Raw genomic sequence first — 13725 nt, 5'->3', positions numbered from 1 at the left:
CACTTTACCTTCTGCCTTGCTCGACTTTCATTTTCAAGATTTTCCACGTCCAGGCACCATACCAGATGCCAGCGGCGGGAAACAGAACAAGTGCAGTCAGTAAGTTTACATAAAACTCGCCATTCAGGGTTAAACTTTGTCCACTCCATGACGTCATCACCAAGGTATACAGAAAAGCCAAAGGCAGACCCCAGCCGAGAACGCCGCGCACGAGAATATGATGTCTTTTTCCTTGCTTTAATTGTTTCTCCCATTTGATTCGTTGTGACTCTTTCATATGTCATGTTCTCCTTTAAGCCTGCATAGCTTCATGAATTTGTTTGAGCATATATTCGGCATAATCTCTTAAACGTGCATGATCCACATTGACCGATTCACGTTCCCCGTTGTACTTAGCCAGACATTGCGAGACAAGTTCCTGATGTTCAGGTAATGCTTCTGCCACCGCACGCTCTCCAGCCTCTCGCTTGGAGTAAATCACTGATTCCTGGATATACAACAGCACGCGCGACAAACTTAAGACGTAATAGACCGGATTCTCCGCAATCTCCTCCAACGCTGAATTTGCATCGGAAGATATAGAATGAATGACATGCTCGCGGTTCGCCGGTTGGAACAATTTCTTGATCGGCTTGCCATACAGCACGATACCTCTTTCATAGATAACCGCCATATGTGCAACAACATCCGGGTCATCATCACCACCACAGAGATAATCAGGATTATTTCTGTACTTCTCCCGGTGATAAGCAGAATAATGAAACTCAAATGGCGTAGGGTATCGACCTTCTGTTATAGCTGACTCTAGTACAAAACTAATCTCAAACCCTTTCGAAAGATGCATTTCATCTTCTATTCGTATCAGTTGGTCGGCGATTCCGCGATAAGTCTCAGAAGAGCGTTTCTCTCTGCATACAACTAAAATATCGATATCACTCTGTAGCGGATGAAAACATCCCATCGCCATGGAGCCATGCAAATACACTCCTGTTAACGCGTCGGTTAACTCTTCCTTTAATATATCGATGACTCTGCTCAATACGGACTTTTCGTCCATAGCGACTCTCTCCTTCTGTCATCACTTCAACTGTCTATGTCCACTTTCATCTCCCGAACGTAAACAGCCGTCCCCTTGATTCGGACATCCATTCCCTCTTGCTCCCGGCGTACGTTCACCTGAACCTTGCCATCTCTATTAATCTCATGCCCCTGTTCTACGATAAAATCAACTTCGTGAATCTCCTGATTCACATACGTCAAATAATAGGCACCCATCACCCCTGATGCGGTGCCTGTGACAGGGTCTTCCGTTGTGCCTGAGTATGGCGAAGAGAAATGCCTTGCATGCATCAGAGCATCTGCATCGCGGGTTTCGAAGCAGAAGGGATGTAAGGATGACTTGGGATTTTCAGATAAAATGTCCGGGAACTGAGAAGAATACGGTTTCATTTTAACAAATACATCTAAACGACGAATCGGGATTAATAACGTCCACGCACCTGTACTTCCGTATACGATAGGCATGGTCATGTCCAGATCATCCGTTGTCAGATGAATTGCCTTAGCCAGTTTCTCAACATTCCCTTGAAAGGGAATAAACCGCGGCTGGTCCTGCTTCATCTCCATCAACCAGGTGTCACCTTGTTGCTCAAACTGAATTGGCAATACACCTACGTTCGTTTCAATCGTAATGGAATCTTTTCCTTTTAATACATCACGTGCCTTAAGCCCATACATCGCCGCCATGGTCGCATGACCACACAGATTAATCTCGTGGCCCGGAGTGAAATAACGCAACCGAACATCGGCCGCTCTAGACTTCAATACAAATACCGTCTCATTAAAACCAACGGCATGAGCAATCTGTTGCATTGCAATTTCGCTCAGATGATCTGCTTCAAAAACAACGCCCGCCGGGTTGCCTTTGCCTGGAATGCTTGAAAAAGCTTCAAGTGGTGCACTTGGATAGCACGCATCAACTCTTCATCCTCTCTTTACAAAGCAGGAGTTGCCCCGCCGTATAATTCAAGTGATTCATTTTCAACAACAACAGCCCCACCATCCGGACACGCATATACCTTGGTTTGATGGTTTTGAGCATATTCTCTGAATGGTTGCATCATTTCTTCCGAACGATCCCAATGGGGTGCAAACTCGAAATCTACAAGAGCAAGGGCTTCTAAATCTGTCAAACCGGTATGATTCTCGTCTGCATCCTCACCGTATCCAGCTATTTGAATCGTAGGTGTCATCAGGATACTGCCCGCGCTAACCCCAATCAAAATACCACCGTCACTGATATAGGAACGTAGCTGTTCAAGCATATTTCGTTGCTGTAGCAAACTTAAAAAATAAAACGTATTTCCGCCAGATAAATGAATCGCATCACATTCGAAAAGGGAGTCCGGCATGCTTTCCTCATACTCGGTATCGAGATCATAATACTGCACATCTTCAATCCCAAACTGACGATAAAAACGCCGAGTATGCTCGACATAAATTCGCTGTGGATCAGAACAGGAAGGGATGTAACCGATTGAAGGCTTTTGGTGCAGGAACAAGCTTCGAATTCTCTCATTCAGTTCATCATTGGATTCAAAATACAAATCGCTGAGCAAAACCAGTTTACGCCTTGCCACTAGATTAACCCCCTCTGGTATTTAGGCTTGTCTTAGTTTACTACCGCCTTACGTCCATTTCATGCTTAAACTCTCTGTCCAAAATGGAGAAAAAACACTGATCTGTCCACTTACCCTGCCACCATAACTCTTCCTTGAAAACGGCTTCTCTTGTCATGCCTACATGCTGCATCAAAGCCGCTGATCTTACATTTTCGGCATTACACATACCTACGACTTTGTGTGCTTGTAACTCGTTAAATGCAAATTGCAGTAATAAGCGGATCGACTCGCTTCCGTATCCTTTTCCTGAATATTCAGGCAACACCGCGAAACCGATCTCCCAGCTTTTGCGAAAATCAACGTAACTCCACATCTGAACCATACCCACTGGTGTCTCATGAGGATCGTTCAAGCGGCGGATGACAAAATCATATGCGTACGGCGTCTCGCCTTCCACCGGGAAATGACTGCGGTACTTCTCCTTTGCGTCCTCTACCTTCGTTTCAACGGTTTCTTCAAAAGTCCATAAGCTCGCATCACATTCCAGTTTGCTCATAAAATCCATATCCTGCTCGGTTAAACTAGTAATCCGAATCTGTTGTCCTATGATTTCCATGTTAGTGTTTATATCTCCTCTCTAAAAATAACGATATATACGCAGATGATCAGAAGATATGAATAACGCTACATGACATAACTATTGTAATTCCCCATTAATGTATCTACTATGGTTGCTTGATGCATCCTGTATCCACAAATCCAGCTCAGCCCGACTTACGTAAAATTGATCCTGGACTTTGATAAAGGGAAACATCTTCCCCTCAAAGTGGTGAAATGCATTCAGACTGCTCTGCTCTGTTTTAATAATACTCATCACCTGATCTTCGTTCATTCCTAGATAGGTAGCGGTTTCGTTCAATGTTAACAAAACCTTGTCAGGCAAGAGCGTCTGCTGTTCCGCTGTCTGATTCAGAGTTCCATTACTTTGATCTTTGTCCTGATTCATGAGCAGTACAGAGCCAACAATAAATGACACTCCTAAAATAAAACTGGCTAAAAGTATCGAAAATGAAAGAGAAATAGACTTCATGCAAACCTCCTACTCGATGTCAGTCGAGCCTTTTAAGTGCATCAGACTAGCTTAGTCAAATGTGATAGATTCCCTATGTAACGTGTAATAAAAAAGGCCGTCCTTCAGTTCATCCGACTTGATAAAGTTTAATTTCCCGAGTAGCCGCTGTGATTGAATATTTTTTTGCTCCACAGTTGCTTCAATCCAATCCCAGTTTCATGATGTTCCATCCCATAGGAATCAAGGCCGTTAATGCTTCTCGCATCAGCCCCTGTCCCCAATAAGAAGGGGCTAGATCAAACCCGATCTCTGCGCTGGATGGTACGTTCGGATTCCAACAGTGATAACCTGCTGTGCCGATCAATTGATGGGTTATTTTATTAAAAACTCCATATCTGCAGCCCGAGTCACCGATATGAAACTGGATCATCTCCTCGGCTTCCTCCACATTACGGCAAGGCTCAATATCCATGAACCGCGTGACCATGACGAATAAATGTAATATCCACTCGCTACCCCTCTATCTCTGAATAAAGTGTCTAATGCTGCTCGCATCACGAAGATTAACAAGTTCTTTTCGCAAAAAAACAGGGTAAATCTCCATCTGCTCTGTCTCTTGGATCGGAAACCAGCGGAACGTTAATTCGCCATCGCGCTCCAAACCATTGAACTCGGGTTCATCATAAAAGGAATGGCCTTCGGGCAAAGAAATCACATAATAGAATCCGATCTCATGCATCTCCTTGCCATCGTACTCATAGAAGTCTTCGCACACAAATGCCAGCTTCTCTACCTGAATAGACACGCTAAGCTCCTCCATCATCTCGCGTCGAATCGCATCCTCCGTTGATTCATTCATCTCCACTCGCCCGCCAGGCAAGTTCCAGAAATCATCCTGCTTCGCCTGGTGTAAAAGAACTCTGTCCGCATCCAGTACGATACCGGCTACTCGAAAGTTAAATCGACTGTTGTCCTGCATATACGAAATGTTTCTGTTCACCGCATCAGTCATCGAACCGCCCATCCTTCAGCAAACCCATTTTGAAATCCGCTTACAAACACGAAACTATTACTCATAAATTTTGCCCATATACATGATCTGAGCACATCGCTTCCAAGGGTTATCAGGCTTCACATAATGCGTTAATCCGTGAATGGATTCCTGCCCCCAATCGGCTGACGCTTCCAAAAATGATTCTATCGAATCATGCTGCCATTCACCGGGACAGGTTTGTCGATCCTTACTTAGAGCACTTAGGAAAGCAATAAAACTTGCTTCATCCTGCACCTCATTCACAAGTTCAAATAAAGTCTTCTGCACCACGTTCTGTACCTTCTTTCATGCTGTACTTGTTAATCGATGTCCGCAATGATCCATTTCGCATGCTCACCATCTGCTTTCCATTTCCAAAACACCATGGTGGAGCTGGAGTCGATGTCGTCTTCCAATTCCGTAATGATTACAACACCTTGATAGAGCTTTTTTTGTTCCGTAATCGTAATGCCACCCATGGAAATGATTTTGCGAAACGTATAATTCGGCATGCCAGAGATCGGAGATTCCGGCGCAAAGAGGCTCATATATCCCTTTTCATCTTGTTCATATAAGTAACGCATACGCGTATTCATTAGTTTGACAATTTCCAGCTCATCACCGGAATACTTGCTCTCATCCACATATTCGGGCGGGGCAACTTCATCTTGTGGCGTAGAGACTGCTGATTCATCTTCATCCACGGATAATTCGTCATTCGTACTTACCGAGACATCTGGTTGCTGTGTATCCTCAGGCTCTGTTTTACTCTGACAAGCCGTTACAAGCAACAACATAACACCGAGGATCAAGGCAAACTTTCGGATCATTCCACTTCACTCCCAGTTCGTTTTCAACCCATGAATTCCTGTCGCTGTAAAAATCTTCTCCCAGGTACATCATAACCCATAATGTGGGATTTGCGAACGAACGAAATAAGTCAACTTCAAGGCCACATCCCTCCATCATAAAAAAACACGCTGCCTGCATGGATCTATCCATGCCAGATGCAAGCGCGCTAGCTCCATTATTTATTTACAAACCTATTGAATATCCCTGTACCCTTAACTCGGAGCTCCTTCCCATCCTCCATACTCACTTTCAAGCCATGCCTCAAAATCTTTTTCATTTGGATTCGTTAGTGCCAAAATTCCAACCACCAGAGCCACCAAAGCAACGCTAATCTGTAATCTTCTGCTTCTAGTTCTAGTTTTTCTATGCTGAATTACCATCTTTGCTGGCCTCATTTCGTAAAATCTTCACATCGTGTTAAACTCAAATCTAATACCTCTTTCTTATCTGTTAAGCAACCCTTCATCATACCATACATCCTCATAATCTTCGGCAATCAGGAACCTCCATCCCGGAGCAAGTCCGAGATATCGACTAATTTTCGAATCCCATTCATCGATATGTGTAACGTGCAGAGGGACGAAGAAGTCATCGGCTGACGAGTATTCCTCGGCCCAGATGTACCAGCCTGTCGTATCGCCTTCTGGCTGAATTCGCATCCCGTGAATGGGTTCACGTTTCTCCTTCACGTTCCAGGAAATCCCTACCTTCAGGTGGGGTTCGCTCGGAACATAGTCTGCATGGTATTTCTCACAAAGTTGCTCCTGCACGTGTATAGCGTTCTCCTGTTTCACAATCGCTCTCCCCCCTTGGTTTCAAATGCCGTTGCCGTAATACACTTTGTATCCAGATAACCATTGATCTATGGAAAAATCCACAAAATTATAAGGCTCGCACTGCCTAAGATATAGCAGCTGTTCATGCGCTTGTTCGCCGCCCTTTTTTTCCAAATAAGCTATGGTTTCTTCAAAGCCTGCACCACAAAGCAGCTGCACATCAATATAACTACCCGTGTCCTGATTTTTTCGTTTGGCCTCCCAGATCAGCTCTGTGTCCTCTACGCTACCGAGAGCAAACAACATAACACACAGCAGTTTCAACACCTCATGATCCTCTGTTTCCTGGTTCTCCATCTCTTGTTGAAGCAGCTTACAAATGGATTCCCGCTGATTCTTGCCAGGCTCCACTCCGTATAATTGCAACAATTCATCTTCATTCATCTCTGTTCACCTGACTTACTTCAGAATGTCGTTTAATTCTTCCGCTTTTTTGCAATCCCGGGAACCAAGGTGTAATCAACTCCAACATCTCTTTGAAAAACAACCAAATGATGCCCATGCCTCCGGCAACGTTACCTGTAGAAGAAATAACGATGTTCCATATCGAGTAGTTTCACGCACTTTTAGAACTTTTCAATCTTCTTCCTTAACCTCTAAAACCAAGTCTTGATGCTGCCGAACCCACTCATTCATTGTCATGATCGCTTGTTGCGAAGCTTGCTGATATGCTGCGTATAACAGCTCCGTCTGCTGAAGCAAATGAGGATTATGCTCCAAATCGGTTGGCGATACTTCGTGCCACGTTTCTTCGGATTTTTTGGCATCCGTTATAAGTGCTTCAATATCATCCAGTACATCCACCATCTCATTCAAATCAAAAAATTGCATGCCTTTCCTGATCCCGCTCCAGCTACGCAAATCAATGATGTTATACGCCGAGAACCAATAAAACTCTGCCAGACTTTTGGTGTGATTGTGATAGGAGTAAAACAGGTATAGCGCTTGTTGCCCTTCGATTAGCCGCAGGTATACCTCTTTTTTGGCTTCCATACTCTGTCCGCGGACGGAAAGCAGCATCGGTTCAATACACAGCCAGCTTAGTTTTTGGGAATTTAAATCTTCTTTTCTGATCTCAGCCTTCATTACAAGCTCCTCTCTATTCACTGTTTACTTGTATGTGGTTCGAGCTTCATGTTGATGTCCATTTATGTTGCCTCCCTACCTCATGGTGTAGTGCAAAATATGCTGAATACCGCGGCTGCCCATTCGGATCAACCCAAGGTCGAGAAAACCAGATTTTACATACAACTGATATGCAGCCTTATTTGCCTCATTCACAGCGAGAATGATTTCGTCAACTTCTGGGTGAAACTTACGTACCCAATCAGGCAGTTGCTTCATGGCATCCAGTGCATAACCTTTCCCTTGATATTGCTCCGAGATCGACAGCGCACGAATGAGTATTTTGTGATCCGATTCCGCAGGCTCCACGTATTCTGACCCTTTATGTAAAACAAAGAACCCTACAGGCACAGCCTGATGTAAAATAACAACCGGATCTTTGTCCGGATTCATCATAGCCTCTTCGATCACCTCGGCAGGCAACGCCGAGAAGTGAACTTGTTCATTTTTTAGCGTAAACCCGGTTAAATCCTGATAATATCGTTCTTCATATTGTGCCAAATGAATACCTTGTCCCATCCTGTTGCCCCACTTCCTGTCTCACTATGATTGCAAATGTTCGTATACATGCCATTCTTGGAACAGCGTACTTAAATCGGAAGCGGTTTTCTGAATAAATGAGGATATAGAGTCCATCGTTACTATAATTAAATCATCTACAGGCTCGTTGTCCCTATTCATAAAAAAATCCAGCTTTTCTTCCCTATATTCGTACACCTCCTGTGCTGTCAGACCACCAAATTCATATGCCTTTGCTGTGTTCAGCTGATCTAACCATCGGGAAGCATCAGCATATTCTCGGAGGATTCTGAACTCTAGCTTTTTCACATCATGGGTGTACACGATTCGTCCATTCGGGTCAGCTTCGTATGATGGATAAATCTGATAAGTCCACTCACGATCAGTGTATATATGAGCAATGTAACCGCATAAGTATTGCGAAAATTGAGGGTCTTTCTTCATCCCATGTCTGTTAGATTCAATCACCTGCTGATAATCGGCATCTGTAGGAAATTCATGTTCTACAACCATCAGGTGAGTTTTTGCCTTTTCACTGCGTATGTTCGTTCTCACATGAATGGAATCCGGTGCTAAACTCCCCAGCAATAGAGACGGAGATGGGGCCGAACTGATTTCGGCTGCAATTGCAAAATGAACCATTGGCCAAGGCAAGCGAAGCCCTCCTTTTATCCTGAGATGTTATGATTTCAATGACGAAGCAGCATGGCTTCCCCTCTTTCAAAGTTTTGTCCTGTTCACGTCTTTCCGCACAATCAAAGAAGAAACAAGAGCAACCGAGCTTACAAGCGGTAACCAAACCATCCTGCCCGTAATCACAAGCACAGGTGCCAACATCAGAATGACTCCGAAAAACACCATCAGCCGCAACTTTTTCTTTATGCCCTTTACCGTCCAGATCAGACCGATGAAAGAGAGAAGTAACAGGAAAACATTGTCGTACTGGTCCATCCTCTTCGCCCCCTTTAAAAATACTAAATCTTCTCCTAGACGAAAAGTAAGCTTTGCTTACGACATCCGTTATCGGATCAAATAATCGACCACCGGGTACGAAATCACGTTACGATCCCTATAGGCTGAGGTTACGGCATCCGGAAATGTGCTGAGAATGCCATTCTGTAGCAATACAGGTCTAAAGCCACGCTCCATGGCACCATTGTATGTGAACAGGACACATTCTTCTGCGGCAAAGCCGGATACAATGAGCAGTCCAACGCCTAAATCCTTGAGCGTCTGCTCGAGATTGGTCTGCCAGAATGCATTGGAACTCTCTTTTGTTACGATAATATCTTCCCCATCCACATCAATCTCGGGAATGACCTGATACTGTTCGGGTTCTGCTCCCTCCATGCCTTCCACATCCTGAACATGGACGACCACATGGTCATTGGAGCGAAGCACGTTCGCGACGTGATTAATATATTCGCAGGCATGGTCTATGGCCTTCTGATCCATCTTTTGACGCACAATGCTCTCTTGCATATCCACAATAATCAATCCTGTTTTCATCTAATCTCTCCCTTTAATGTCTAACGTTTTATATTTACTATCCCGTCCTGTCAATGGATCAGGCTAATCATCCCTAAACAATTCATTCAGCATTCGATCCCGGTTCTCCAGAAAGCTGCGAGTGATCTGATAATGATCTGTATCCTCATACCTAATCTCGTGAATATGTCCTTCGTCAAAACTTAAAATTTCCGCCCCGGGGTACCCGAGCAAAATGGGCGAATGTGTAGCAATGATAAATTGCGAAGTACTCGACAAGTCATGAAGAATTCTCAGCAACGAAAGCTGCCGGGCTGGAGACAACGCAGCCTCTGGCTCATCAAGCAGATAAATCCCCTTTGAACTGAAACGGTTAATGAACAAGTTAAGAAAAGACTCCCCATGGGATTGCTCATGCAGCGAACGCCCACCATAATATCGTAGCGATTCCGGCATCTCATCGACATGTGATGCAAACTGATAGAAGGATTCAGATCGCAAGAAAAAACCGTTTGCCATCTTAGGCAACCAGGCGAGTCTTAGATAATCTCCTAGGGAGGACTCTGATGCATGTGTTTCAAATACATTATTCCGCCCGCCCCCAGCGGTGTTGAATTCACATTGATGAGCGATGCCTTCCAGCAATGTTGATTTTCCAGATCCATTTTCACCAACAAAAAACGTAACGTTATTGCTTAACGTCAGCCGCTCCAAGGAACGAATCGATGGGATATTAAAGGGATATTCCCCAGGCTGCTCAATCTTGTCTGACATTAATTCAACACTTCGAAGATACATGATCCACCTCCTGCATTAGGTTCATTCACTTAACCTCTATTTCCATCGTACCCTATACTCCAATATTTTGGAAACCGCTTCAACTGAAAAAGAGCGAGCCCGTTGGCTCACTCTTTATATTGCTTATCCATGTGGCTGGCCACACTTGTTATCGAGCAGGGCACCACAGTTGAGAGCTAAACGGAAGCGCATGATCCTCAGACGGATTAATAAACAAACCTGCGCTGTGCCCAATAGCTAAACACAAAGATTGAAATTTCCGTTAGAATTTTAGCCGCCAACAGCGGGATGATTAGTTGTTCATTATAGAAATATAACAATCCATAGTTTAGCAGCAACACGAGCATTACAAGCGAGAAATATTTCGGTAACGACTGCCGGATCTTGGCGCTCCGACCTGCGGAGAATACATATTTGCGATTGATGGTGTAGTTGAACATAGAGCTACAGAGCCTTGCTGCTACCACGGACAGGAACAGATTGTGTGTAAAATACTGTACGATAAATAATAATCCAAAATCAATCAGGGCAGATATGACAGACGAAGTACTGAACATCAGAATGGGCATATATATGCGAAACGAGTCTGCTAAAGGACGGAAATGGGATGACTCATTGTGGTCCAGATAGACCGTATCAATGAATTCTTCTGTAATTGCATACCCTTCCTTATGTGCGGTTAGCAGCATATTCATCTCATACTCAAACCGTTCACCCGGAATTTGGCACAGCCAGTCCAGCATCGCATATGGAAAACCACGAAGTCCCGTCTGCGTGTCATACACCTTAATGCCTGTTGTCAGCGAAAATACAGCACGGGTAACACGGTTACCGAAACGGCTGCGGGCTGGCACCTTTCCTGTAAAGCGACGGCTACCTAACACAATGCCAGGGTTTGTCTGAGCAAGCAGTGTCTCAACGATGCTGCGAATATCATGTGGCAGATGTTGCCCGTCACTGTCTGCACATACAACTCCGCCTTGCGGGCCATGCTCTCTAATATACTGAAAGCCCGTTTTCAGCGCCCTCCCTTTACCCAGATTGACTTCGTGAGTGAGCACTGTACAGCCATATGCCTCAGCTGTCTTGAAAATTCCGCGGTATGCATCCCCGCTGCCATCATCCACGATGACAATTGGCCCAAGCTTAAACGTCTGCAATTGCATAACCAGATTCAATAAACGAACGTCAGGTTCATAGGATGGAATAAGGATGGTCATATTATTGTCCCTCCGTCAAATACAGAATGTCACTTACGCCACGCTCCCGATTACGTCCCAACGGATTGTTCACCACTCTGCCCATGAAATACATGGTGGATGAACCACCGCCGTCCAGGTTATACGCTTCGGTTGCACCCAGGTCTTTCATCGTCTGGGCAAGTTCAGCCAGCGTCATGCCCCGGCTGTCATCCTGTCTGCCATCGACCACAACGAACACATAGTGGTTCGGCGCAATCATGCCGATAGCCGTTCGAGGATTCGCATCCTGAATGGAGCGGTTGCCAAAGTTATTGTCGATTTTCACACGGCTGAAATCACTGGTAATTTCACCTTTCTGCACCAGAATCGGGCCAAAGGATAACGTATTGGTTACCCCTTCTGCCAGCAGTTCAGCAGAAGAAATATCATTTTCATTGTACGTTCGGATCGTCCCGTCATTAAACAGGGCTAGCGCATCCCTTGTCGGGCTGTCCCGATACAAAACGCCATTACGAATAATGACACCATCATCACGGAATCCGTAATAGTCACCGTTTATCGCAAAAATCGCATTGTTTGCTTCGGCAATCTCTGATGTGTCCTCTGTGATATTGGTACCAAAGCTATTGTCCGCCAGTGCAGTTCGTAAACTGCTCGCGTCCTTCGCCTGTACATCAGCCACATAATACGTAATTTGATCCGAGCCGGAGCCTGTCTGCATTTTCTGGATCTGAATCTTTAGATCATCACTGCTGTAATTCCAGTCATCTGACGTTGCATGTACATCCGTTGCAGTCGTAGTAGAATTTGTACCTGCGGTTCCCCCAGATACAGCATTCGGCGTTGTATGAGTAGCTGCCGTGTTATCATCAGCCACAACCACCTGTACATGCCGAATCAAATATCGGTCAGCCAGGCTGTACAGGATGCTGCCTATCACAATTACAGCCACCAGGGTAATCGTAAGCCACCTGCGTTTTTTGCGGGAAACGGACATGCTATGTTGATCTTTCCGGTTTGTTTTTTGAAAGAGTTGGATCATGTATCGTTCACCTCTCCAGATTCATTATCGTTATAGTGCCATATTAGGGCCGGTAACTTAAATGAATCTGAAACGAAGAGACAAGGTGAACATCGTTTATATTAAAAATACAAAAAGGCCTTCCGTTTCCGTTAAAGGAAATCAGAAGACCTCAAAGTAGAATTGAGCTATGCAAATAAAGCATCATATGCCGGGCAAGGGCGCTTTTCCAGAAAGTCCGTTAGTGCAGCGGGCTGCTGCTTATAGATGTCTTTTAGCGACGTGCCACTATAAATGTTACCAATCACCACCGGATGACACAGTTCACAGATCAGAATGTCCCCGTTACCATGCAAGTGTAATTGTTTCGTACCATCCACACAGTTCGAGAAATATACACCTGGCTGTTCACGCAGATTCAATTGTTCGGCGAATCGATCCATACACGTAAAATAGAGCGTGGTATCCGGATTTTTATTTTCGATTAACGCCGTGACCGATCGAACCAACGACTCTTTCGATACAATCTGGCTCCAGTCGGTGTGTGGCATCTTGATACTATTCTGAATCTCGTGAATGCGCACACCCAAATCGTAGACTTTATTGCTAATTGCCTGCATGTGGTCCTGATTGCCTTTGAACAGCAGCGTTTCAAGTACCGTCTCCATTCCCAGCTCCGTGCACAAACGAATGTTATGCTCAAGTCTCTCATACATGCGTGGATGCACACGGTAGTAAGCAGCATAAGACTCTGCATCCGTATAATTAAAAGAGATATGGATGTTCGACAACCCGGCATCCCGTAACGCCATGATTCTTTCCTCTGTAAGCAGACTGGCATTGGTGTTCAGTTGTGTATCGATGCCCTGTGCAGCACAGTACGTGACAATCTCCAGACAGTCCTGGTACTTGAGGGTGACTTCACCACCTGACAAACGTACCCGCTTGAGATGAGGAAGCTCCCCAATAATGCGGATGACCTCTGCGCTACTAATGCACTCCCCATCGTCTCGATTGTAGGCGCAGCAGTAGTCGCATTTATAATTGCAATTGGAAGTTACCCCTACCTCTAGCCCCTCCAGCTCATAGACGCCAGGAGTTTCCAGTTCAAGTGCTTTGTATTTGTTTTTGATCGTCATATGCCCTCCCCCTGATTAC

The 13725-nt window shown here is 44.9% G+C and carries 22 protein-coding genes; all 22 read right to left on the bottom strand.

Annotated features, from left to right (window positions below; all coding sequences use genetic code 11):
• Positions 1–4 precede the first annotated feature (4 nt).
• The gene (locus ABIE27_RS18760) at positions 5–277 is read right to left on the bottom strand and encodes a hypothetical protein (RefSeq protein WP_123065162.1); all 273 of its coding nucleotides are present in this window, start codon (positions 275–277) and stop codon (positions 5–7) included.
• A 15-nt stretch (positions 278–292) separates the two neighbouring features.
• Positions 293–1057 (bottom strand): aminoglycoside adenylyltransferase domain-containing protein, encoded by a 765-nt coding sequence (locus ABIE27_RS18755; protein ID WP_429351229.1) that lies wholly within the window; start codon positions 1055–1057, stop codon positions 293–295.
• Positions 1058–1083: 26 nt separating this feature from the next.
• Positions 1084–1935: a PhzF family phenazine biosynthesis isomerase gene (locus tag ABIE27_RS18750; protein ID WP_429351329.1), complete on the bottom strand. Its 852-nt coding sequence runs from the start codon at positions 1933–1935 to the stop codon at positions 1084–1086.
• Positions 1936–1994: 59 nt separating this feature from the next.
• The gene (locus ABIE27_RS18745) at positions 1995–2639 is read right to left on the bottom strand and encodes a Type 1 glutamine amidotransferase-like domain-containing protein (protein WP_429351228.1); all 645 of its coding nucleotides are present in this window, start codon (positions 2637–2639) and stop codon (positions 1995–1997) included.
• A gap of 40 nt (positions 2640–2679) precedes the next feature.
• Positions 2680–3237, bottom strand: coding sequence for a GNAT family N-acetyltransferase (locus tag ABIE27_RS18740; protein ID WP_429351227.1), 558 nt, complete (start codon positions 3235–3237; stop codon positions 2680–2682).
• An 81-nt stretch (positions 3238–3318) separates the two neighbouring features.
• Positions 3319–3711: a hypothetical protein gene (locus tag ABIE27_RS18735; RefSeq protein WP_429351226.1), complete on the bottom strand. Its 393-nt coding sequence runs from the start codon at positions 3709–3711 to the stop codon at positions 3319–3321.
• Between the two features lie 181 nt (positions 3712–3892).
• On the bottom strand, positions 3893–4180 hold the full coding sequence (locus ABIE27_RS18730) for a GNAT family N-acetyltransferase (RefSeq protein WP_429351225.1): 288 nt from the start codon (positions 4178–4180) through the stop codon (positions 3893–3895).
• Between the two features lie 33 nt (positions 4181–4213).
• Entirely contained in the window at positions 4214–4693 is a 480-nt protein-coding gene (locus ABIE27_RS18725) for an NUDIX hydrolase (protein WP_429351224.1), read from the bottom strand.
• A 69-nt stretch (positions 4694–4762) separates the two neighbouring features.
• Entirely contained in the window at positions 4763–5017 is a 255-nt protein-coding gene (locus ABIE27_RS18720) for a DUF7660 family protein (protein ID WP_429351223.1), read from the bottom strand.
• 29 nt (positions 5018–5046) lie between these two features.
• The gene (locus ABIE27_RS18715) at positions 5047–5556 is read right to left on the bottom strand and encodes a hypothetical protein (RefSeq protein ID WP_429351222.1); all 510 of its coding nucleotides are present in this window, start codon (positions 5554–5556) and stop codon (positions 5047–5049) included.
• A 234-nt stretch (positions 5557–5790) separates the two neighbouring features.
• A complete protein-coding gene (locus ABIE27_RS18710) occupies positions 5791–5958 on the bottom strand; it encodes a hypothetical protein (protein ID WP_161556960.1) in 168 nt (55 codons plus the stop codon).
• Positions 5959–6021: 63 nt separating this feature from the next.
• Positions 6022–6372: an immunity protein Imm33 domain-containing protein gene (locus tag ABIE27_RS18705; RefSeq protein ID WP_123065170.1), complete on the bottom strand. Its 351-nt coding sequence runs from the start codon at positions 6370–6372 to the stop codon at positions 6022–6024.
• 21 nt (positions 6373–6393) lie between these two features.
• Positions 6394–6798: a hypothetical protein gene (locus tag ABIE27_RS18700; protein ID WP_429351221.1), complete on the bottom strand. Its 405-nt coding sequence runs from the start codon at positions 6796–6798 to the stop codon at positions 6394–6396.
• Between the two features lie 192 nt (positions 6799–6990).
• On the bottom strand, positions 6991–7500 hold the full coding sequence (locus ABIE27_RS18695) for a hypothetical protein (RefSeq protein ID WP_123065171.1): 510 nt from the start codon (positions 7498–7500) through the stop codon (positions 6991–6993).
• A 75-nt stretch (positions 7501–7575) separates the two neighbouring features.
• On the bottom strand, positions 7576–8040 hold the full coding sequence (locus ABIE27_RS18690) for a GNAT family N-acetyltransferase (RefSeq protein WP_429351220.1): 465 nt from the start codon (positions 8038–8040) through the stop codon (positions 7576–7578).
• A gap of 42 nt (positions 8041–8082) precedes the next feature.
• Entirely contained in the window at positions 8083–8712 is a 630-nt protein-coding gene (locus ABIE27_RS18685; RefSeq protein ID WP_123065173.1) for a hypothetical protein, read from the bottom strand.
• 66 nt (positions 8713–8778) lie between these two features.
• On the bottom strand, positions 8779–9009 hold the full coding sequence (locus ABIE27_RS18680) for a hypothetical protein (protein ID WP_123065174.1): 231 nt from the start codon (positions 9007–9009) through the stop codon (positions 8779–8781).
• A gap of 69 nt (positions 9010–9078) precedes the next feature.
• A complete protein-coding gene (locus ABIE27_RS18675; protein WP_123065175.1) occupies positions 9079–9567 on the bottom strand; it encodes a cysteine hydrolase family protein in 489 nt (162 codons plus the stop codon).
• A gap of 63 nt (positions 9568–9630) precedes the next feature.
• The gene (locus ABIE27_RS18670; RefSeq protein WP_123065176.1) at positions 9631–10344 is read right to left on the bottom strand and encodes an AAA family ATPase; all 714 of its coding nucleotides are present in this window, start codon (positions 10342–10344) and stop codon (positions 9631–9633) included.
• A 206-nt stretch (positions 10345–10550) separates the two neighbouring features.
• Positions 10551–11564: a bifunctional glycosyltransferase family 2/GtrA family protein gene (locus ABIE27_RS18665; protein ID WP_123065177.1), complete on the bottom strand. Its 1014-nt coding sequence runs from the start codon at positions 11562–11564 to the stop codon at positions 10551–10553.
• 1 nt (position 11565) lies between these two features.
• The gene (locus ABIE27_RS18660) at positions 11566–12588 is read right to left on the bottom strand and encodes a phosphodiester glycosidase family protein (RefSeq protein WP_429351219.1); all 1023 of its coding nucleotides are present in this window, start codon (positions 12586–12588) and stop codon (positions 11566–11568) included.
• 167 nt (positions 12589–12755) lie between these two features.
• A complete protein-coding gene (locus ABIE27_RS18655) occupies positions 12756–13706 on the bottom strand; it encodes a radical SAM protein (protein ID WP_429351218.1) in 951 nt (316 codons plus the stop codon).
• Positions 13707–13725 lie beyond the last annotated feature (19 nt).

It is taken from the genome of Paenibacillus sp. 4624, from assembly GCF_050435065.1.
In the GTDB taxonomy this organism is placed as follows: Bacteria; Bacillota; Bacilli; order Paenibacillales; family Paenibacillaceae; genus Paenibacillus; species Paenibacillus amylolyticus_D.
The sequence above is the reverse complement of the archived record's forward strand: the minus strand, read 5'-3'. Positions and strand labels throughout refer to the sequence as shown.